The following is a 21,175-nucleotide window of genomic DNA, read 5'->3' as shown; positions in this document are numbered from 1 at the left end:
ACTGGTTCGTATTATACATTATGTGTATATCCCTTTTTTGAGCATGTCTACATAAAAATAAGTAAAAGCACTCGTTTAAAGAGTGCTTTAAAATGGATACCAAAAGTTTTGAAATACGTTTAATTTTAAATATACGGCAACAATGAATATGAAAACACCGGCAAATAAAGCGATGAAATCTTTACGTTTCGCCTTACTTGTATAAAACCATGTACGTTTATCCTTCTTTCCAAATCCTCTTAAATCCATTGCATTTGAAACCGTATCTATTCTTTCTAGAGAATGAATGATTAGTGGCCAGAAAATTAAAACACGGTTCTTCATACGAACCCATAAACTTGCTTCTCCTTTTTCAAAAGCCACTCCTCTCGCTTCTTGCGCGTGTTTAATAATTTTATACTCAGACTGGATGTCAGGAATATAACGCAGTGCAATATTTATTGCATATGTAATCTTATAATGAATACCAAGTTTACTTAAACTACTTACAAATTCACTTGGATCTGTCGTGTAAATAAAAAGAAGTGTAAATGGTAATAACGTAAAATACTTTAATGAAAGTGTAGCTGCATAAAATAATGTTTCATATGTAATTTTTGCATATCCAATATGCAAAAATGAAGTATATGATTCAGTTAATTCAGATCCATGAGTTGGTGTAATAAATAAAATCATGACAGAGTTTAATAAACTAAATGTAAATATGAAACTAAAAATAATTAAAATTTTACGAAATGGAATTTTAGCAATTCCAAGTCCGATACACCCAATAATAAATAAAATTAGCAACAACCTAAAATCAAAAAACAAAAAAGTAATCGTCATACAAAAAATAAATAAAAACAATTTCACTACCCCATCCATACGATAAAAATATGTACTATGCACCTTCCTCCCTCCTATTACTGTCTAAATAAAGCTCCATAAATTTTTCTGGACATACAATCCCACTAAATTTAACAAGCTTGATTAAAGAACTCTCTCTTAAGTTGGCTCTTTGTAACGTTTCTTGATCGCCAAATACATTAGACACTGTATTATCCGCAATAATTTTCCCTTCATGTAGAACTACTGCACGGTCTGCATATTCTAGTGCGAGATTCATATCGTGAGTGATAAAAACAAATGAGATTCCCTTTTTAGCTAGTTTTTTAATAAACAACATAAATTGTTTATAATGATAATAATCTTGTCCCGCTGTCGGTTCATCTAATATGATAAGCTTAGGATTTGTTGTTAATACAGACGCGATTGTTAATCTCTTTTTTTGTCCATAGCTCAGTGCTTGAATTGGCCAATTACGAAATGGATATAAACCACAAATTTTTAAAGTTCCTTCTACTTTATTCTTAATTTCTTCCTTAGAAAAATTATGTAATGTTAATGTAAATGAAACTTCTTCAAAAACAGTAGGCTGTGTAATCATATGATTTGGATTTTGCATCACGTAAGATATGATTTCCCCACGTTTACGAATAGACCAAGAACTAATATCTTCACCTTTTAACAAGATTTTCCCATTTTTCATTTTGTTTATGCCTATAAGACTATGAGCTAATGTTGATTTCCCTGCTCCATTATGTCCTAACAGTGCCACAATTTCTCCTTCATATATTGAAAGGTTTACATTTTCTAATACTTTTTGTTTATTAGGGTATGAAAATGATAAATTCTCCACTTTAAGTAATTCCTTGTTTTTAGCATTCCCTTTTAATATGACTTGTTTCTCCATCCACTCTTTTATAACGTTGCTTACCTTTTCCTTTTGAAGGTTTTCCATTGGATATATTACGTCATTATTACGATCAAAATGTAATCTCTTTAATGCTTCAATGTAAATAGGCTCTCTTAAGCCAATACATGGTAATATATTTGACGCTAAGATTTCTTTTGGTGTTCCTATTGCAATGACTTTACCTTCATCAATTAATATAACTTTGTCTAAATCCAGCTTTAAAATTTCTTCTATCCTATGCTCGATAATAACAATCGTTTTATTATATTGCTCATGTATATCTTTCATAAGTTCTATCGTATGTAAGGCGCTTAGCGGATCTAAGTTCGCTAACGGTTCATCGAACAATAATATATCCGCATTTGTTGTTAATAAACCAGCAAGAGAAACTGTTTGCTTTTGACCTCCTGATAATTCATGTGGACTTTGTTTATGAAACGTATGCATCTTCACCTTTCTTAATGAGTCCGAAACAATTTTTTTCATGTCATCTTGATTTACACATTCATTTTCTAAATAAAAAGCTACATCTTCTTCTACTGTCAGACCAATAAATTGAGCATCTTGATCTTGCAAAATGGTTCCTACCTGTTTACTTTGCTCAAAAATACTTCCTTCCCTCGGGTCTTTACCGGCAATTAATACGTTACCTGTACTAATCCCTTCATAAGAAAATGGAATTAGCCCATTGATACAATGAGCTAATGTCGACTTTCCTGAACCACTTCGTCCAGCAATTAGCACTTTTTCCCCAGGGTATATATGAAAGGTAATATCACTTAAAGTAGGCTGCGCAGCATGCCCGTATTGAAAGGTGAATTGTTCAAACGAAATAATTGGTTGCATGTTAACATCCCTACTTTTCAATTTTTAAATGTGTATGTTTCTTATTGGATTTTGCCAGGCCAATTGTAAGTGGCAATCCAAGTACTAAGAAAACGATAACATCGGAAATTGTCGCTCCTAATACTTGTATAACAATTTTGTCAAATGGTTCTCCCATCACAATAATATCGAATGCCCCAGCAAATATAATAGCAATGACAATACCAACTAGCCCAGTAATTGCTAAATAAGAAATATCCCCCTTGTTAAACGACCCGTTTTTCACACTAAAACCAACTCTTTTTTGAATAAGACCCATTGAAAAACCAATAATACCTGAACTAATAACCCAGCCCCACCAAATACCCCAGCCAGCAATCGTATCTGTTACGGTATGACCGATAAGTCCGATTAACAGTCCTGCCACTGGACCAAATAATGCTCCAAAAACAGTTAATATAGCTAATGCTGGTTTAATAAATGTATTCGGTGCAATAGAAAATCCCCAAAGTCCTAATATCCCGTATAATGCTGCTCCAATACCGATTGCTACTACTAACTTTGTTGATAATTTGTTCATGACAATTCTCCTCTCATATTAGTTAACTTTTATTACTCTATATTTAATTTAAAAATGAATTATGCATCGACACTCCCTTTCTATACAACAAAAAAATGACCTCTTACATAAGAGGTCATTTTCTTTCACGTTCAAGAATCCTCTTATCTTTCAAAAAACACATCGTGTCCTCTGCGGAATTAGCACCTTCCTATAAAATTGCATAGGGGTTGCTGAGGTTTCTTAGGGCCGTTCCCTCCACCTCTCTGGATAAGTATTAATTTGTAATTCGTATTATGGCACTAAAAAATGTAAATTTCAATACTTTTCTTACTATTTTTATTTTTTATTAAACAGTGCATTTAAATCATTGTATTCTTATCGGAATTATGAAATAATAAATTCAAAATCGTTTCGGGAGGAATGCATTATGAAAGTTATTGGTTTGATTGGAGGATTAAGTTGGGAATCTACATCATTATACTATAAACATATTAATACACTTACACTCTCTCAATACGATCAAAATGCAAAGTTAGTTTTATATAGTATGGACTTTGGAGAAGTAACTACTTTATTACAAAACCATCAATATGAAGAAGTGAAAAATGAACTAGTTACAGTTGCAAAGAAAGTTGAAAAATCTGGGGCTGAATGTTTATTAATGTGTTCAAATACCGTACATCTATTTGCCGAGGAGGTAGAACAAGCAATATCTATCCCGCTTCTTCACATTGGTGATGTAAGTGCTAAAGAAATGGTAGAACAGAATATAAAACGTATCGGACTATTAGGAACAAAACAAACGATGGAGCAAGATTTCTATAAATCACGATTAGCGAAATATAACATTGAGACAATTATCCCAAATGACGAGGAAAGAACTTTTATCCATCATGTCATATTAGATGAATTAAGTAGAGGGATCATTTCAAAAACATCTAAAGAAAAGCTATTACAAATTACAAAATCATTAATTCAAAACGGCGCTGAAGGCATATTATTAGGCTGCACTGAAATACCTTTACTCATCTCCCAAAATGATCTTGCTGTTCCCGTTTTTGATACTGCTTTTTTACATGCAAATACTGCTGTGCAATTTGCTGGATAAGAATATACAAGCATAAAGGTGAAAACCTCTATGCTTGTATACAGTTACGACTATTTATCCTGCTTTTTGCGGGCAGTAAAAACCTCAACCGATTAAAGTTTTACTTTATTTAAAAGAGATTCAATAACTATAATTGCTTCTTTTGAACCACCACATTCTATAAAGCTATCATTAAGTTTTCTTATACCATGTTTATACTTTTCATTTGAAAGAACATCTGTTACGGCCTCTTTTAAAGTGTGCACATTAACATGTTCTTTCAATAGTCTATGTGCTGCTTCCAGTTCAGTTAATCTTTGCGCTATCATAGGCTGATCTTTATCATGCGGTATTATTACAAATGGGACATTATAATGAATGGCATCGTGTACGCTATTCATACCGCCATGTGTAATAAAAACATCTGCTTCACTTAATATTTCTGATTGAGGTACGTATGGAGCAATTATAAAATTATCTGGCGCTTGCTTTATTTTTGAAATATCATTTCTATCACCAATTGCCATTACGACTATCCCATCAAAATCTGAAAAAGTATCAATACAAGTATTAAAGAATGGTTCGAGTCCTTCAAGCAGTGTTCCCATTGAAATGTAAATAACTTTCTTCTCTTTAAGTGATTCCAGTGGAAACTTTATATTTGTTTTACGCTTTGAAATACTCGGTCCAATAAAAATGTTATTTTCTCCGAACGATTCGCTATTAGGTTGGAAATAACGACTTGTGTATACGAGACAAACATCACCCTTATTATTCATAAATTGAAGATTATTCTTTGGTTTTACTCCAAATTTATGTTCCATCTGATTTAGTAATTTTTCAGAGATTTCCTCTGGTTGGAATAGCATATCTGCATTTGGATGAAAAGGTAATGTCTTCAAAAACTCTGAAGGAATTAAAAATATAGGTGAGGAAACTACACCTGGAACTTGTAAATACTCCTTTACTAACTCTCCCGCACCAAATATATCATAAATTACGAAATCAAAATTTATGCTTTCACATAATTGTTTCGTAATTTCTAATATATATAAAGAAGTTTGAACATGCACATGAAAGAAAGCATTTAACCCAGATAAGCTTTCAGCATCAATAGAAATCTCCTTTAATAGATCCGGATGAGTATGTACAGTAGCTCCTAAATCTTCAATTCTATCCTTAAAGTTTGCCGTTGTAATATAATGTACGTGATCCCCTCGTTCAGTAAAGGCTTTTACTAAATTTAATGTAGGGTTTACATGTCCTTCTGCTGGAAAATTAACCACTAAAATATTTAGCACTTATTCCTCACTCCTTACATTTCACTGTTTTAATTAAGCATACTGTTATTTGTACAAGTAATCTTCCCCTAATAGTCCTAATATGCTTGCTACATTATGTTGATAAATAATTTTCAGTCATCAACATAAAAAAAGCATCTACCTATGTAGATGCTTAACCGTGATAAGGAGTGTTCTGTGAGGTTAGAACAAGCGTTTCTGCTTGTCCTATGCTATCAATATATGATTTATTTTATAAAACGTGAATAGTTAATAGAATTATTTTAGCCCATTAAAATAAAAAAAGAGTTATTAATAAATATAATCCCAATTATTATTATTATTATTATTATTATGATATAGCTACATATATTCCTCCAATATTTTAGAATAAACGGCTTCATATATACCTCATTTCTAATCTATTCCCAGATAAAAACGCCTCTAGTTCACATGAATGCTAGAGACGTTTCGTACATTTTAATTCTCTTTAGAGTCATCTGTTTTTGGCGCTTCACCATTTAATCGCTTATTTTTCAAATCAAAATAAGCATCTAAAACTTCTTTTCCAATATCGGAGTTAATGCCCGATTTATCATTTTCAACCCACGGTACTACAACAGAAAATGCTACTTCTGGATCATCATATGGCGCATATCCAGCTAATGTTAAGTTATAACATTCTCTACGATCGCCTTTCTCATTTCGCCCAATATCATTTTCTCCGCCATATACAGTTTGTGCGGTCCCTGTTTTACCATCTGGTTTATATGGTGCTTTTTGGAACGCTCTTACTCCCGTTCCATCTCCTTCTTGAAATACTTTTCTAAACCCTTCTTTTACTTGATTAATATATTCTTGTTTCATATCGATTCTATTTAAAACAACGGGTTCTATTGATTGTACTACTTTACCAACCTCATCTTTTTGAACGGTTTGTTCTCTAATCTCTTGAACAATTTGTGGTTTCATTCGATACCCTCCATTTGCGATAGTCGAAATATATTGCGCAAGCTGAAGTGGTGTATATGTATCATATTGTCCAATAGAATAATCTAATAAGAAACCAGGCTGATTATCTTTTCTTCCGATTTGTCCTGCAGTTTCATTTGGTAAATCAATACCAGTTTGTACGCCTAGTCCAAATTGCCTGAAATAATATCTCATTTTATCAAAATATTCTTGTTTAATATCTAGTGAACTATTTTTCACATAATCCACGCCAGCAATTTTTAATGCTATATTAAACATATAAACGTTTGAAGAAACTTGTAACGCTCTTAGATCGTCTATATCACCAAAATTTTTCCAAGACTTCTTCTCCTTAGTTCCTTTAAACTTCATAGGTGCATCATAAAAATGTGTTCCAGGAGTTATTGCATTTGTTTCGAACCCTGTTAACACTGTCGCACCTTTAACCGTTGATCCAAGCTCATAAGAACTAGTCAGCGTGCCTAAAGCATAATCTTCTACTTCCATTTTCCCGTCTTTTTCTACAAGCTTTTTCCCAGCCATTGATAATACTTGGCCATTTTTCGGATTCATCATTACTACGAAAGCACGGTCTAACATTGATTCTGAGCCTTTATATTGTTTTAATATTTTTTCTATGCTCTCTTCAACTTTTTTCTGTAATTCCATATCAATTGTTAAAGTTAAATTCTTTCCGCTTTTTCCTTCCGAAACCGTTTCCGTTCTCATTGTATTACCTTGTTTATCAGCAATACTTCTTACTTCTTTTTTCGTACCATGAAGTACATCTTCATATTGCTGTTCGATATAACTTTTGCCGACCCTATCATTTCGGCTATAATCACGCACTAAATAATAATCTAATCTTTCACGTGGCAATCCTTCATCAGCATTTGAAACGTTACCAAGAACAGAACGGAATAGCCCATCATTTACATAGATTCTCTCCCAATCAACTGATGCGTCTACCCCTGGAAGCTTCGCTAAATTTTCACTAATCACCGCATATTCCTGTTCACTAACGTCCTTTTTAATAATTTGAGGTGCCATTTGAAAACCTGAGGTCATTTTACTTTTAATAGCTAACACTTCTATATCTTTAGCCGTTAGTTCTTGAAGATTTTTATCTGTAACGCGCTTCCTTTTTAAATCTTCTATTTTTTTGTCTAGTTCTTTTCCGGTAATATCCTTATCTCGAAATTTATCTATTTCTTTTTTTGATACTAAGTCTTGTGTAAGTTCTGGATTTAATTGCATCCAAAAGTCTTTCTTATCAGTCTCAGTTAACTTAGCTATATCTTCTTGCGGCATTTCAATAATGTCTGCAAGTTGTCTTGCTGATTTTAATATTTCTTCTTGTTTTACACCTTTCACCTTTGTATATGTAATCGTACGTAAAGACTTATTATCAACTACTGGATTTCCTTCACGATCAAATATTTTTCCACGTGGTACAGAAAGACCCACGGTTGTATTTGCTCTCTTCTCTACTTCATTTTTATATGTTTCTCCATCAAAAATTTGCACTTTCCCTAACTGAATAACGATGCCAGAAAATAATAAAAATACACAAAGGAATAAAATATTTAACCGGAGAGGTACTACTCTACCACTTTTCTTCTCTTGCTTTTTCACCTTGTCATAATCTCCTCCTTACAATATTCCAAATAATAATCACATTTCTATATTAAAAGTAATGTACAATTTCTATACATTGCTTTGTACAAATAATAATATAATGTTTAAAACTTAATAGAAATTAAAACAAAGGTAAAGAAAAGATAAAGTTTACTAAATTAAATATAAAAAATACCCAATAACAAAAAGCTTAGCTTTCACTAATCGCTTTGTTATTGGGTATTAATTGATTTAAGAATTACTACTAGTGCGTATTGCTATACATTTATCGTCACAATTAGAAAAAGATTGTTTACTTTGTACTTTCGGTAAGTAAATAGTTACTGTTGTCCCGACACCAACCTCGCTCATGATACTAATTGTCCCTTGATGACTTTCAATAATTTTATAACTTAACATTAATCCAATACCAGTCCCTTTTTCTTTCGTACTATAAAAAGGTTCACCTAATCTCTTAATTCTTTCTTCAGGTATTCCTATTCCTTCATCTATTACATGAATGATGACACCATCATCATTTATTTCTTTTATGTGAATTGAAATTTCCCCACCATTTGGCATAGCTTCGATTGAATTTTGCAAAATATTAATAAATACTTGTTTCAATTGATTTTCTGAGCATTCAATAATTATATCTTTGTCATCCGTAAATAGTTCAACTTGAATATTTGTCATAATTGCTTTTGTATTCATTAACGATACGACATTTTTAAAAATTTGATAAATATTTTTCTTTTCTGTATTTATCTCATCTGTTTTAGCAATTGACAGAAATTCTTGCAGGATTGCTTCTATCCTTTCAATTTCAGAAAGCATAAGATCAAAATATCTTTCTTGATCTTCTTTATTAATTTGGAATAACTGTATAAAACCTTTAATTACAGTTAAAGGATTTCTTACTTCATGAGCTACCCCAGCTGCTAATTGACCAATTGCAGCAAGCGTATCTGATTTGTTTAGCAATTCTTCTGTCTTTTTTCGCTCTGTAATGTCGCGTACAATAATCATAATTTTATCATGTAATAATGGTAAGCATCTAGCTTCAAAGAAATCAATACTTCCATTAAGTGTGAGTGGATATTCTACAATTACATTCGTTCCTTTTTCCTTCACTTGATTAATGGCTTCCTGAAACTGCTGTGCTACTGAAGATGGTAATACTTCGTAAAACTTTTTTCCCATAAAAGCTTCTGCGGGTACGTAAAACTTTGTAGGAGATCCTGCCTTGTAATCTATAATTGTGCCATCATCTTCTGTTAAGAAACATAAATCTGGTAAAGCTTTAAAAATTAATTCTAGTTCAGATGTTTGTTGTTTTAACTGCTCTTCTATCGCTTTTAAATGTGTAATATCTACACCAACAGCCCAATAACTATATCCTGTTACAGGAAACTGTTCTGATATATTAGACCACATTATTGTTTTGATTTCACCATTTTTACATGTTAAGTGCATTTCCCAATCTCTGAAATTTTTTCCACAAGTTAAAAATTTCTTTTGTATTTTCTGGCGATAACTATGATCAGGATACAATAATTGCAGTGCATTTGGATTTCCAATTATTTCTTCAGCGGTATAACCTGTTACAATTTCACATTCTCGGTTCCACAAAACAAAATCTCCATTATAATCAAGCGCATCGACCATAACAGGCATGTTTTGTAAAATCGTATGTAGTTCCTCCTCTTTTCGAGAAAGCAATGTTGTATTTTTACTTTGAAATACTTTTATTGCGCCATCTAAAATTAAACTTGAGAGCATTTCAAAGTATTTTTGACAACTGAAAATTTCACTTTTTTTGGACCATACAACAAAAGATCCTAAATGTTGATTGTATAAGAAAATGGGGATTTCAATCTTTGGAAGTTTACTCTTTTTTATCTCATTCATTCCGAATGAAAAAACACACTCTTTTTCAGCATCAAGAAGTTGATGTGATATGTTAGTTAATTTATAAAATTGTTCTGCCATGGTTTCTATTGTACTCACATCAATAAGTTCCATTAGCCGCGAATTCATTCCTTTTTCACCTCAATATGTAAAATTAATACAAATCTAAAATTCATACTTCTCCATTATACGAAGAAAGCTAGTGTAGGTATATAGCTGTAGAATAATTATTCGAACAAATTTTATTTTTCAATTAAAATAAGAAAAGAATGTATATACTGAATACACCTTTAATTAGTATATATTTCGTTCATTCCTCTTACATTCACTGAATTTTTCCTTGAGGGTCATACGCGTCACTAATAGCGGTATAAACATGCAATAAGTGTAAAGTTCATAAAATATTCACATTTTTATGAAAAATATAAACATTTATTCCAATATATTCTATATAATGAAATGTAATAAGGCTTCTATGAAACTCATAGAATACCTTACCCCTAATAAAAAGAAAAAAGAATCCATTTGGATTCTTTTTTCTTTTTTAATTACATTACATATTTATATAAAGCATGTGCCACACCATGTTCTTCATTTGATAACGTTTCGTATTTACACATTGCTTTTATTTCTTCAACTGCATTCCCCATTGCAATTGATATGTTCGCTTTTTCCATCATAGAAACATCGTTCAGCCCATCACCTATCGCTACAGTGTTTTCAACTGGAATATTAAGATGTTCTGCTAAAGTATATAATCCATTCCCTTTTTGAGCATCTCGATGATTAATCTCTAAATTGTGCCAATATGAAGATGTAATTGCTAAATCTGTATTATGAAGAAATGTTTCTTTTAGTTTTTTTAATTTCTCAATATCATAAGAAAATGGTAATAGTTTATGCACATGTATATCTGTTTCTACAATTTGTTTACAACTTTTCGCACTATGAAACGCTGTATGCTCAAGATACAATGCTGCGATTGTTTCTAACTCTTTCAAGTCGAAATTTTCTTTTGAATTCTTCACATACTCAATTTCATTACGTACACTCTCAACTCCATAATCCGGTACATATACACCTTTATCAGTATAAAGTTGATAATACAAACTATTCTCTTCAAGATACTCTACAATTTCAAGTGCCTGCATATTTCGAATTGGATATCTCTTCATCATTTTCTTATCTTTATATATAAGCGCACCATTTTCCGCAATGATTGGACATTCTAAATCAACTTCTAACAATAATCGTTCAATATCAACAATAGAACGTCCAGTACAAATTGCTACAACATGGCCAGCTTCTTGACATTTTCGAATTGCTTCTGCATTTTCATTACTTATCATTTTATTCCCCGAAAGAAGAGTTCCATCTAAATCAATTGCGATTAATTTCATTATTTCTTCACCACTTTCTATAAATACACGAGTTCTAATTAATTAATAGGTATCGTTTTCATACAATCCTCGTGCGGTACTTCTTATTTATAATTTATGAAAAGCGTTTCAGGTCAAGAAATAATTAAAAATAAAATCCAAAGCTTTTCTTTTTAAAAAAGCTTTGGATTTTAAACTATGAATTATAACTAATATATTTTGTCTCACACATGTACACATTTTTTTCTTCAGTTGGGATATATACTTTAAACTTTTCTAACTGTTTACCATAGACATGAATCGTAATAACGCTTTCATTTTTGCTGATTTCAAGAATATGACAATCCGCTGGTGGAATTACTTTATCTGTTTCTCCTTCTCCCAAATAAAGATTGCCTTTATGTGTTAAATAAACAAGTGAATTACCAAGTTGTTTCGTTTGTATAAAGTTCTGCACCATAATCCTTCCTGAAAAAACGCCTTCTACCCCCCATGTGCCATCATGATCATGTAAAGGTGTAGATTGTCCATCTTTCCATACGAGAGCTAGTACTTCAAAACGTTTGAGCGGATCTTCATACAATAAATGTCGTGCATATTGAGTCAAATTCGCCTTCTGTTTATCTAACGGGAGCCATGTTTTCTTTTCTAAAAGTTCTTCTAGTAACTTTTCAATGCCACACACTATTTCTTCTTCAAATAAACCGTTTTCCATAAGATCTGTAACACCTTTAATAAACTTTTGAAATGATTTACTTCCATTACAAGTCAACATAAGAATCCTCCTCTACGTTTTATACAATTCCATATTAAGGTAATCACCGAAAACTCACAATTGAGAAACAAAAAACAAGATGCAAATGTATGCACCTTGTTAAGATTTTTATTTGGCTTTCAATCGAATAGGTAAGTATTTTAATGTTTGTTCATTTTCCAATATACATTTTTCTAAACAGAAAGATGGAGATAGCTCTATTTTTTCAAAAGCATTTATAAAGGTAGTTAATGCAATCTCAGCTTCTAAACGTGCAAGTGGTGCTCCTAAGCAAAAGTGAGGACCTTTCCCAAAGGTTAAATGCTTTTCATTTCCTGTTCGATGCACATTAAATTGAGAGGCTTGTGAAAATTTTTTCTCGTCTAAATTCGCTGCACTAACCCACGCAACAATCATCTGATCCTTTTTCATTAAAGAACCAAATATATTTGTATCCTCTGTAATCCTCCGGGCTAATGTAACAGGAAAGCGATAGCGTAATACTTCCTCAATCGCTTTTGAAATTAAGTTAGGTTCTTTTCTTAACTCTTCATAAATTCCAGGTGAATCTACTAAAAAGCAATAAAAGCTATTAATAATTAAATTTGTAGTGGTTTCATTCCCAGCCGCTAGTAAACCTAATGAAAAGGTTACAATTTCTTCATCGGTTAATCTTTCGCCTTCATATTCAGCTCGAATTAAATCAGAAATGATATCATCGGTTAAATTATATCTCTTTTCCTGAACAATCGGTAGAAGATATGCTTTGAATTCATTTAATGCTATCCCTTTCTCGGCATCCAGATCATTAAACTTTTCTTTACTATACGGCATAAATAAAATATCAGACCATTCTTTAATTTTTTTACGATCTGTTGTTGGGACTCCTAATAAATCGGAAATAACGGTAACAGGTAAAGGTGCAGCAAACTGTTCAACGATATTAACTTCACTACATTTTTCGATATGTTGTACAAGTTCATCTGCGATAGCCCGTATTCGAGGTTTCCACTGTTCTAAACTTCTTGGAGTAAATGCCTTAGAAACAATGGAACGTACATTGCGATGTTCTGGTGGATCTGTAGAGTTTATATTTATTCTAGTTTCTAAAGGAGGGATTGAGAATTGTCTGCGCTCCCTTCTACTTGAAAATAAGCGATAATCTGATAAAACACGATTTACATCATCATATAAAAAAACATTCCATACATCCTGCTCTTCATCATAATGAACTGGGTGATTATCCCTCATCAAACGATACCATTCATATGGATTCCATAATTCTTCTTTTGTTTTCAGCTTTGAAATTTCATGAACTAAAATAACATTTTCAGGTGAAGCCATAGTTCTTTCCTCCCTTTTCTTTTACAATAAAAGTGATAGGTCGGCAGTTCAAAGTTGTATAAACTATCATATGTTATTTTAACATATATAAAAGGAGATTTTTCATTAGAGAACTTGAGAAATATATAAGGGGGATTTTTATGTACGTTGACATTTTACTGCTAGCAGAATTAACGACAGGACCAAAACATGGATATGAAATCAAAAAAAATGTTCAAAATCGTTTAGGTGAGAATTTTGAATTAAATCACAACATGCTTTACCCTGCCCTTCGGCGCTTTGAAAATATGGGTGCTATAACGAAAAAAATACATAAACAAGTCGGAAAACCAAACCGAAATATGTACAATATAACAGAAACAGGAGAAGAAATTTTTTCTGAAATGTTACGAGAGTTTCCCGAAAAACTTGCGACAAACAATACAGAATTTCTTGTTCGTATTGCGCTATTTGAAAAACTTGACTATGAGGATAGAAAAGAGATTTTGACTGTACGTCAAAACGTACTACATAAACAGCTTACTGCTATTCAGTCTCTAGATGTTACCTCATCTTTTATTACTGAAGTCATTGAATTTAGTAAATCACGAATTGAACATGAATTGAGTTGGATTACATCACTTATGAAAAAAATATAAAAAAATAACAAGAAAAGTTAATAACAATGAATGAAAATGATATTTATTATCAATACTATAATTAATAAAAGGGCAACCACGATTTGGCTACCCTTAAAAAATTTACACTTCTGGATCGAAAGTTTTGCAATCTGTTTCTTCCGTTGTAGATGCATGTTTACCTTTATGACTTACTACGTAAATTGCCTCTGCACTACATTTATTACCGTTCGCCCAAAATTTACAGTTGTTTACTTCACATAAAACGTCTTGTGCCATAGTATCACACCTCCTTGTTCTATTATCATTAACAAATTTCGGAGGTATGATACTCTTTGTCATGTATTTTTTATTACCTTTTTAGCTTTCTTAATGGTTCAATATCTCCTCGTACAATCACATCTATATTTTCAGTTATTTTTTCAATGTCAAAATGCCACCATTGAATTTGCAATAGTTCTTCTATTATTTCATTTGAAAATCTCTCTTTTATTTTATTTGCAGGGTTTCCACCAACGATTGTATAGGGTGCGACGTCTCTAGTCACAACAGATTTAGCTGCAATGATTGCACCATCCCCTATTTTTATTCCGGGCATAATAGTTGTATCCATACCAATCCAAACGTCATTTCCTATAACTGTATCACCTTTGTAAGGTAAATCAGACAAACTAGGTGTATGCTTCTCCCACCCATTTCCAAAGATATTAAATGGATATGCCGAAAATCCATCCATCCGATGATTCGCTCCGTTCATAATAAAGTTTACTCCCGATGCAATGCAACAAAATTTTCCAATAGTTAGGCGATCTCCAAGAAATTCATAATGATGTAATACTCGATCTTCAAATGTTTCTCCATCTTTTGCATCATAATAAGAATAGTCACCAACAAGTATATTAGATTTTGTTATTGTATTTTTTATAAATTGAACGTTTTGATTTCCTTCAATAGGGTATTTAATATTTGGATTAGGATTCATGTTGTACAGCACTTCCTTTACCATTTATTTCACTTTCTACCGCTATTACTGGCTTTAAATTGTATATAGGTAAAATAAATAATAATCCAATTATAAATAGCAAAGCTGTGCCTTCATACATCGTACTTAATGAGAACATTTCTTTTAATGAACCAGCAATACTCATTGTTACTACCATTGAACCGGTGAATAGTGGACTTAAAATGCCATTTACACGACCAATAAAATCAGTATCACTATTTTGAATAATGAGCGTATTAATACCAATTTGAATACATGGAAGAGCTAAACCACTAAAAAGTTGTGCTGTGAGTGTTACCCATAAATTTGTGGAATAACCTATAATCCCAATACCAATTGCCTGCCCAAGCATACCCATAATTAACATCTTTTGCGGAGCAACGTTTTTCGCAAATACCATTGCTAATGCTCCGCCAACAATCATTCCTGCACCATTTACCGTTAGTAACCACTGTAAACTCTCTTTTGATAATCCTAATTGCTCAGTCACAATAAATATACCCAATGGTTGAATTAATCCTATACCTAGTCCTGCAGCCATAAAACAAAGCCCTAGCAAAGTTAATGCCTTTTTCTTTTTGACATACTTAATACCATCCTTCATCTCCTGCAACAGAGTGATATCTTTCTTTTCTACGTCGTTTTCAAGATCTTTCGGAAGAAATAACAATACAACTGCCGCAAGTAAAAACGAGATACCTGTTATGATGATTGAAATATAAATTCCAAAACTATGAAAGATAAATGTCCCTAGGATTGGTCCTAATACCATAAATATTGCAAATATCGTTTGATATATAGACATTGCTAATTGAATTTGTTCCGTTGATAAATGTTGTTTAAACAACTTCATTCCAGATGGTTGTGAAAACTGTGAAAGGATTGCAGAGATGAGTGTCACAAAAAACACAATTTTCCACGTTCCAAACATAAGCGTAATTAATACAGCGAATACTGAAATGGAACTTAACGTTTCACACCATATCATTGTCTTCTTTGGCTTCCACCTATCAGCAAAAGTACCGCCAATAAATGAAAAAATAAAAATTGGAGCGAATTCAGCAACTGAAATCATCGAAATAGCAAAAGCATCACCTTTTGTCATTTCCATTACATATAATAATACTGCAAAGTTTCGAACCCATATTCCTATTTGTAAAAATAATGCTGATGCTAAAATCCCTTGAACAAACCGATTTTTTAATACTTGTGATACCCCATTGTTTTGTTTCGTTACTACATTTGTCGACATAAAAAAGCCTCCTATTTCATGTTCTGAACAGGAGGCAGCACAAATCATATAAAAAGACTATATATTCGCAGAGCGAAATACATCCCTTTTCTATAAATGTACAGACTAACCCTATTCAGAAGAATATTTCGTTTTTTAACGAAGGTCTCTTACAAATAGAATTAGTTGATCATTGGGATGTTTTCACCCTTCCATTTCGAATTTAAATAACACATACATACTCTATGTAAACCATGTTCGATGTATGCATGTCTCCCTTTAACTATTCTAGAAAGTTAAAGGCAATTCCTCTAAAGAACGCATTAAATAGTTACCTTGCCATTTAATTTCTTCACGATTTCCTTTTATTTGTAGTTCAGGCATTCGATTAAACAAAGTAGTAATAGCAATCTTTGCTTCCAACCTAGCAAGTGGAGCGCCTAAGCAGAAATGGCTACCATGACCAAAGGCAATATGACGATTATTTTCCCGATTAATATCGAATACTTCTGGGTTTTCAAATACAGTTTCATCACGGTTTGCAGAAGCTAAGGCAATGACAACCATATCTCCTTTTTCGATTGTTCGGTCGTGAATTTGAAAAGGTTCATCTGCCCATCTTGAAGTTGTAACTTCAACTGGAGAATAATATCGTAATCCTTCCTCAATAGCGGCATCAATTAATTTTGGATTTTCTTTTAATAACTGTAATTGATCTGGATTTTCGAGCAGCGCTAATACTGTATTTGTTATTAAATTTACCGTTGTCTCGTGTCCCGCCACAATTAGTAACATTATCATTGAATATAGTTCTCGAGCGCTAAGTTTATGCCCTTCACTCTCTGCAAGTATTAAAGCACTCACCAAGTCTTCTTCTGGCTCTTTTCGTTTAATATCAACTAAATATTGAAGATATGTAATAAACTCAGATAGTTGCTTTTCAGTTTCTTTTATTTCTTCTGGTGTTTCTGGGTAAGCAATGACAGCATGAGACCAAATTCTAAATTTCGCTTGATCTTCTTTTGGAATGCCAAGCATTTCACTTATTACAATAATTGGTAAAGGGAACGAGTAATCATCAACAAGATTTAATGAACCCTTTCGCTCGACTTCATTTAACAAATCATCTGCAATATCCTGTATTCTTCCTTCCAATTGCGTGATCATCCTCGGTGTAAAAGCTTTTTGTACTAGTGATCGTAAACGATTATGGTTAGGTGGATCTGAATTTAACATATGAGTAGTTAAATAATCACTATTGTCAACAGTAAGAAACACATTCAATGTATCTTGAGAAAATACATTGGCTGGATCTTTTTTTAAGCGACTATCTTTTAAAAGTGGCAAGGCATCTTCATATCTTGTGATAAGCCATTCCGCACCTAGTTCAGTTTTATTCACAAATAAGATAGGTTGCATTTTTCTAGATTCTTTATAAATTTCATACGTATCTTCTTTAAATTGAGCTGAAGCTAAATTAATGCCATCCTCTATTTTTAGTCCAACTTTGTTTTTCATTGACATTGTATTCCCTCACTCTCATTTGTTTTTGAAAACCAACCCAACATATGCATTATACTCTAATAAAAACGTGAAAATTGTAAATTTTTAACCAAAATCTTACTTGGTATATTGAAAAATAAAAAAGTGAGAGAGTAAAATCGTTTCACTCTCCCACTACTCTTTATGCGAAGCACATAAAATTACTAATTTGTTGATAGCGATAACTTACTTTACGACGACGACCACCTTGCCAAGTGTAACCTGATACTCCGTTTCTTCTCACTTCAGTCGGAAAGAACCATAAGTCCCTTCCGAAAGGACCAGGACGATGTAAACGTAAATAGCCCCATCTTCCTAGACAATTACACATCCATGATTTCATATTGCCCGCTTGAGATGGAGACGCAAAGGTAGACGGTAACGACGGAGCTTGCGACGGCGGTGGTGACGTTGGAGCATCTTCCGCATCATCTGGTCTGTAATCTTCTTGTTCCATATCTCTCACTTCATCTACAGATTCATACCCGTAGTTTTGTGGATTATAATACATTCCTTGATCATATGGATAATTTTGTTGGTTATACATATTAACAAATCACCTACTTTTCATTCATTACCTTTAACATTTATATGTGATATGCCCTCTCTGGGAAGCTTATGTTATAGCCCAAATTCAACTTAAAAAGCTCGTATTATTAAAAATACGAGCCTTTCAAAAATAGAAGGTGTTTATTATTTCCTTAACTTCACACTATAAAAACGCATTTCATCTAACGAACCTTCAAATTCAAATACTTCTTGTTTAATTAATTGTTTCAAGCGATATTCTAAGAAAGTATCTCCAACCAATTGTTCAACAAGACCAAGGGCTTCACCAATTACTCTAGGAGCTTTGAGGAATTCTCGATCAGCACCCACACTTTTCGCGCATTCAATTATAAATTGATCAAAATAATCTTCTTGTACAGAATACACTTCATTTTCTTTCCACACTCTTAAACATTTTACGCTTTCCGATAATCTATCCCACTCATGTTCAAACTTCATTCGCTTCTCTTCAGTTAAATAAGATAACTTTGCAAAACTTTTTTGGAATAGAGCTAAACTTTCAGGTGGTAATTCTCCAGTTCCACGAATATCATACTCTTGTTTTAATATTTCTCGACTTGCTTCAGACGTATTAATAACTCGAATGTTTTTCTTATCCTTTAATTGTGCCATTACAAAACTTAGGCCTACATGTTCATGTGCATTATCAGCCTTCCAAATTGTAATAGGCGTTTCAACAGGAATAGTATGTAGTTCTTCTATAGTTGCTATAAATCTTGATAAATATTCTTCTTCAAAATAACTATCATAAGCAGTTAAATTATTTATTAACCACTTCTGTCTTGCTAGTTGCCCCCCATTCGTATGCAACTTATATATCGGTCCAATTGAAAAGAATTCAGAAAAAGCAACAACACTCTCTTCAGATAATTCTTCTTGACTTAACATATATGTTAAGCAACCAGCCGTTGAGTCATCAAAAGCAATATGTACGTGCGTACTTTCTTTTACATTTCTTTTATAAGTAGGATTACTCTTTAATTGTTTCGGAATATCCATCAAATTTTTAATTGTATCTTCACTATAGTTTTCTTCTAATAAGTTTAACTGTATGAGAATACTTTGAAGTAAATCTTTAGCCTCATCCTCGTACATATCCTCTACAGCATTTTTAATTTTATTTATCACACAAATCCCTCTATTCATTTCAAAAATAACGTAGATTATAGTGTATCATTTTAGTATAGTTATTTAAAGTCAAATCCAGATTGCTAGAGCAATCTGGATTTTCAACAAATACTTTCCTTATATTTTTAAATTGCTAAATATTTTCACTTTGAAAATCCTTGTATCTAAATGTATAATTATATAAAAACAAAAATATAGGAGCTACATTTATGGAGAAAGTACTTACTAATTATAGACATTACTTAAAAAATTGGAGATTTATATTTATTTGCATACTACCTGTTATCGCCTTATTCGTTACTTTCTATGTCATCTTCGAACTACTGTTTCATCAAGATTTCTACTTATCTAACTTAATTTCTGCTATCATATTATTTTTAATATTTACTAACGTTAAAGATAAATTTAAAATTAAAGGCTAAAGAACATTATTTAAAAATAGCCCTTTATTCTTGCATCCTACTATAAAATAAGACTCGTGGTAAATTTTTATAAAAAATAAGAGCACCCTGGAATTGGATGCTCTTATTTGATTAGAGGTTTTTTCTGAGTATTAAGTAGGACACGAAGATCTTGTCCTACTTAATAGTATATGCTTGTACTTATTATTTCGTGCATGTATTAAGCACCATGTTCAGGTACTTAATATATGCATAGTCATTGCTAAAAAATCTACTCAAATATCCACTATACAATTTCATATTTATAAATTAAAAAACATCCATTGGGGATGTTTTTTATCTAACGATTTTAAGCTTCCATAAACTTAGCCGGTACACCAATTTTTTCAACTACAGAAGATATATTAGTAGGGTTAATCATTACATTTTCAATACATACTAATTTATTTTCTAATATCCCATTCTCTGTAGTAATAAGTTCTTCAAACCGATCTAAAGTCATTGAGAATTTGTGTTCACTTCCACCATTCATACTAACTTTTACATACTTCATAGTGTCACCGCCTTTCATAATAATTTACATTTCGACAAGAAGACGCTTACATCCTTTTTATTTACTCTTAGATTCTCACGTTTACATGTATTTTGAGAAAAGAAACTACTATTATTTACTCACAAAATTATTGCTAATAAGAAAGATAAAGATAAAAATGCACAAAGTGGAATATATAAACCGGTATCCATTCTAGCGAAGTGCGTATCTTTTTGTCGTTTAAAGATACCAAAGTAATTAAACTCACCAATTACTCTAATAGAAAAGACAATCATACAAATCCAGGAACCGACTTGAATAATAACATTAGGAACTGCAAAATGAACAATATTTGCTTGTTGCAACAAAATTATCGCTGCCATACTTAATAATAATGCAATGAACAATGTCATTCCGGCACGAGGTGTAAACGCCTTTTCCCCTAATTTAGTTGGTATAACACTATTTGTCCCCCAATTACCTCCGAAACCCCAATATACATGTAAAAAGCTAACTAAGAATAATATACAAGCAGATATATATGTAATGATAAGCATTTTATCCTCCCCTTATTTTATTTAACTTCTCACCTATAAAATATGCTATCCCCCCTCATTAGCAACCTTTATTTAATTACATAAAAAAACCGTAATGATTTATCAATATTAAGATAAGTCATTACGGG

20 protein-coding genes and 1 riboswitch are annotated in these 21,175 nt (G+C 32.1%); of the genes, 3 read left to right on the top strand and 17 right to left on the bottom strand.

Translation table 11 applies throughout. The features are described 5' to 3' along the window. Positions 1-87: 87 nt before the first annotated feature. From C4S65_RS11805 to C4S65_RS11795, 3 genes are read right to left on the bottom strand one after another with little or no spacing between them, the layout of a single operon-like run. On the bottom strand, positions 88-888 hold the full coding sequence (locus tag C4S65_RS11805) for an energy-coupling factor transporter transmembrane component T (RefSeq protein WP_086406217.1): 801 nt from the start codon (positions 886-888) through the stop codon (positions 88-90). Beyond that, positions 881-2,581: an ABC transporter ATP-binding protein gene (locus C4S65_RS11800; RefSeq protein WP_061665846.1), complete on the bottom strand. Its 1,701-nt coding sequence runs from the start codon at positions 2,579-2,581 to the stop codon at positions 881-883. The genes C4S65_RS11805 and C4S65_RS11800 overlap by 8 nt, the downstream gene beginning before the upstream one ends. Positions 2,582-2,591: 10 nt before the next feature. Continuing rightward, complete coding sequence (locus C4S65_RS11795) at positions 2,592-3,140, bottom strand: ECF-type riboflavin transporter substrate-binding protein (protein WP_001038210.1); 549 nt, start codon at positions 3,138-3,140, stop codon at positions 2,592-2,594. Between the two features lie 140 nt (positions 3,141-3,280). Then, a riboswitch (SAM riboswitch) is annotated at positions 3,281-3,396 on the bottom strand. Positions 3,397-3,549: 153 nt separating this feature from the next. On the opposite strand from C4S65_RS11795, the gene C4S65_RS11790 reads away from it, so the two are divergent. Continuing rightward, positions 3,550-4,230 (top strand): aspartate/glutamate racemase family protein, encoded by a 681-nt coding sequence (locus C4S65_RS11790; protein WP_000864395.1) that lies wholly within the window; start codon positions 3,550-3,552, stop codon positions 4,228-4,230. 92 nt (positions 4,231-4,322) lie between these two features. On the opposite strand, the gene C4S65_RS11785 is transcribed toward C4S65_RS11790, so the two are convergent. The 6 genes from C4S65_RS11785 to C4S65_RS11760 form a co-directional block, all read right to left on the bottom strand. After that, complete coding sequence (locus C4S65_RS11785) at positions 4,323-5,510, bottom strand: macrolide family glycosyltransferase (RefSeq protein ID WP_000932140.1); 1,188 nt, start codon at positions 5,508-5,510, stop codon at positions 4,323-4,325. A gap of 459 nt (positions 5,511-5,969) precedes the next feature. Next, positions 5,970-8,096: a penicillin-binding protein 2 gene (locus C4S65_RS11780; protein WP_103945234.1), complete on the bottom strand. Its 2,127-nt coding sequence runs from the start codon at positions 8,094-8,096 to the stop codon at positions 5,970-5,972. A gap of 234 nt (positions 8,097-8,330) precedes the next feature. Then, complete coding sequence (locus C4S65_RS11775; RefSeq protein ID WP_086406215.1) at positions 8,331-10,118, bottom strand: PAS domain-containing sensor histidine kinase; 1,788 nt, start codon at positions 10,116-10,118, stop codon at positions 8,331-8,333. 419 nt (positions 10,119-10,537) lie between these two features. After that, positions 10,538-11,389 (bottom strand): Cof-type HAD-IIB family hydrolase, encoded by an 852-nt coding sequence (locus C4S65_RS11770; protein WP_061665848.1) that lies wholly within the window; start codon positions 11,387-11,389, stop codon positions 10,538-10,540. A 175-nt stretch (positions 11,390-11,564) separates the two neighbouring features. Beyond that, the gene (locus C4S65_RS11765; protein ID WP_000954433.1) at positions 11,565-12,143 is read right to left on the bottom strand and encodes a cysteine dioxygenase family protein; all 579 of its coding nucleotides are present in this window, start codon (positions 12,141-12,143) and stop codon (positions 11,565-11,567) included. A gap of 108 nt (positions 12,144-12,251) precedes the next feature. Then, a complete protein-coding gene (locus tag C4S65_RS11760; protein ID WP_086406214.1) occupies positions 12,252-13,466 on the bottom strand; it encodes a cytochrome P450 in 1,215 nt (404 codons plus the stop codon). A 140-nt stretch (positions 13,467-13,606) separates the two neighbouring features. Between C4S65_RS11760 and C4S65_RS11755 the strand changes: the two genes are divergently transcribed. Next, positions 13,607-14,104 (top strand): PadR family transcriptional regulator, encoded by a 498-nt coding sequence (locus C4S65_RS11755; RefSeq protein WP_086406213.1) that lies wholly within the window; start codon positions 13,607-13,609, stop codon positions 14,102-14,104. Positions 14,105-14,206: 102 nt separating this feature from the next. On the opposite strand, the gene C4S65_RS11750 is transcribed toward C4S65_RS11755, so the two are convergent. The 6 genes from C4S65_RS11750 to C4S65_RS11720 form a co-directional block, all read right to left on the bottom strand. Further along, positions 14,207-14,362, bottom strand: a complete 156-nt coding sequence (locus C4S65_RS11750) for a DUF1540 domain-containing protein (protein ID WP_000046095.1) — start codon at positions 14,360-14,362, stop codon at positions 14,207-14,209. 73 nt (positions 14,363-14,435) lie between these two features. After that, the gene (locus C4S65_RS11745; RefSeq protein WP_086790399.1) at positions 14,436-15,065 is read right to left on the bottom strand and encodes a Vat family streptogramin A O-acetyltransferase; all 630 of its coding nucleotides are present in this window, start codon (positions 15,063-15,065) and stop codon (positions 14,436-14,438) included. Next, the gene (locus C4S65_RS11740) at positions 15,055-16,338 is read right to left on the bottom strand and encodes an MFS transporter (RefSeq protein WP_000106399.1); all 1,284 of its coding nucleotides are present in this window, start codon (positions 16,336-16,338) and stop codon (positions 15,055-15,057) included. Before C4S65_RS11740 ends, C4S65_RS11745 begins: the two co-directional genes overlap by 11 nt. Before the next feature lie 267 nt (positions 16,339-16,605). Continuing rightward, positions 16,606-17,841 (bottom strand): cytochrome P450, encoded by a 1,236-nt coding sequence (gene cypA / locus C4S65_RS11730; protein ID WP_103945233.1) that lies wholly within the window; start codon positions 17,839-17,841, stop codon positions 16,606-16,608. 160 nt (positions 17,842-18,001) lie between these two features. After that, positions 18,002-18,406, bottom strand: coding sequence for a hypothetical protein (locus C4S65_RS11725; RefSeq protein WP_000282700.1), 405 nt, complete (start codon positions 18,404-18,406; stop codon positions 18,002-18,004). 146 nt (positions 18,407-18,552) lie between these two features. Further along, positions 18,553-19,557: a DUF1835 domain-containing protein gene (locus tag C4S65_RS11720; protein WP_061665853.1), complete on the bottom strand. Its 1,005-nt coding sequence runs from the start codon at positions 19,555-19,557 to the stop codon at positions 18,553-18,555. Between the two features lie 209 nt (positions 19,558-19,766). Here C4S65_RS11720 and C4S65_RS11715 point away from each other — a divergent pair, with 209 nt between their 5' ends. After that, positions 19,767-19,979, top strand: a complete 213-nt coding sequence (locus C4S65_RS11715) for a hypothetical protein (protein ID WP_000416836.1) — start codon at positions 19,767-19,769, stop codon at positions 19,977-19,979. Positions 19,980-20,307: 328 nt separating this feature from the next. Here C4S65_RS11715 and C4S65_RS11710 read toward each other — a convergent pair whose 3' ends face one another. Together C4S65_RS11710 and C4S65_RS11705 are read right to left on the bottom strand one after the other, a co-directional pair. Continuing rightward, a complete protein-coding gene (locus C4S65_RS11710) occupies positions 20,308-20,511 on the bottom strand; it encodes a hypothetical protein (RefSeq protein WP_000878369.1) in 204 nt (67 codons plus the stop codon). A 119-nt stretch (positions 20,512-20,630) separates the two neighbouring features. Continuing rightward, the gene (locus C4S65_RS11705; protein ID WP_086406210.1) at positions 20,631-21,047 is read right to left on the bottom strand and encodes a DUF3995 domain-containing protein; all 417 of its coding nucleotides are present in this window, start codon (positions 21,045-21,047) and stop codon (positions 20,631-20,633) included. Positions 21,048-21,175: the final 128 nt, after the last annotated feature.

The organism is Bacillus sp. ok061, from assembly GCF_900108285.1.
In the GTDB taxonomy this organism is placed as follows: Bacteria; Bacillota; Bacilli; order Bacillales; family Bacillaceae_G; genus Bacillus_A; species Bacillus_A thuringiensis_S.
Note: the sequence above shows the minus strand (reverse complement) of the source record. Positions and strands in the feature narration are given on the sequence as shown.

Coding starts and splice junctions, on each gene's coding strand:
- C4S65_RS11800 (WP_061665846.1), bottom strand. CDS start 2,581: ATGCAACCAATTATTTCGTTTGAACAATTCACCTTTCAATACGGGCAT.
- C4S65_RS11795 (WP_001038210.1), bottom strand. CDS start 3,140: ATGAACAAATTATCAACAAAGTTAGTAGTAGCAATCGGTATTGGAGCA.
- C4S65_RS11790 (WP_000864395.1), top strand. CDS start 3,550: ATGAAAGTTATTGGTTTGATTGGAGGATTAAGTTGGGAATCTACATCA.
- C4S65_RS11775 (WP_086406215.1), bottom strand. CDS start 10,118: ATGAATTCGCGGCTAATGGAACTTATTGATGTGAGTACAATAGAAACC.
- C4S65_RS11770 (WP_061665848.1), bottom strand. CDS start 11,389: ATGAAATTAATCGCAATTGATTTAGATGGAACTCTTCTTTCGGGGAAT.
- C4S65_RS11765 (WP_000954433.1), bottom strand. CDS start 12,143: ATGTTGACTTGTAATGGAAGTAAATCATTTCAAAAGTTTATTAAAGGT.
- C4S65_RS11760 (WP_086406214.1), bottom strand. CDS start 13,466: ATGGCTTCACCTGAAAATGTTATTTTAGTTCATGAAATTTCAAAGCTG.
- C4S65_RS11755 (WP_086406213.1), top strand. CDS start 13,607: ATGTACGTTGACATTTTACTGCTAGCAGAATTAACGACAGGACCAAAA.
- C4S65_RS11750 (WP_000046095.1), bottom strand. CDS start 14,362: ATGGCACAAGACGTTTTATGTGAAGTAAACAACTGTAAATTTTGGGCG.
- C4S65_RS11745 (WP_086790399.1), bottom strand. CDS start 15,065: ATGAATCCTAATCCAAATATTAAATACCCTATTGAAGGAAATCAAAAC.
- C4S65_RS11740 (WP_000106399.1), bottom strand. CDS start 16,338: ATGTCGACAAATGTAGTAACGAAACAAAACAATGGGGTATCACAAGTA.
- cypA (WP_103945233.1), bottom strand. CDS start 17,841: ATGTCAATGAAAAACAAAGTTGGACTAAAAATAGAGGATGGCATTAAT.
- C4S65_RS11725 (WP_000282700.1), bottom strand. CDS start 18,406: ATGTATAACCAACAAAATTATCCATATGATCAAGGAATGTATTATAAT.
- C4S65_RS11715 (WP_000416836.1), top strand. CDS start 19,767: ATGGAGAAAGTACTTACTAATTATAGACATTACTTAAAAAATTGGAGA.
- C4S65_RS11710 (WP_000878369.1), bottom strand. CDS start 20,511: ATGAAGTATGTAAAAGTTAGTATGAATGGTGGAAGTGAACACAAATTC.
- C4S65_RS11705 (WP_086406210.1), bottom strand. CDS start 21,047: ATGCTTATCATTACATATATATCTGCTTGTATATTATTCTTAGTTAGC.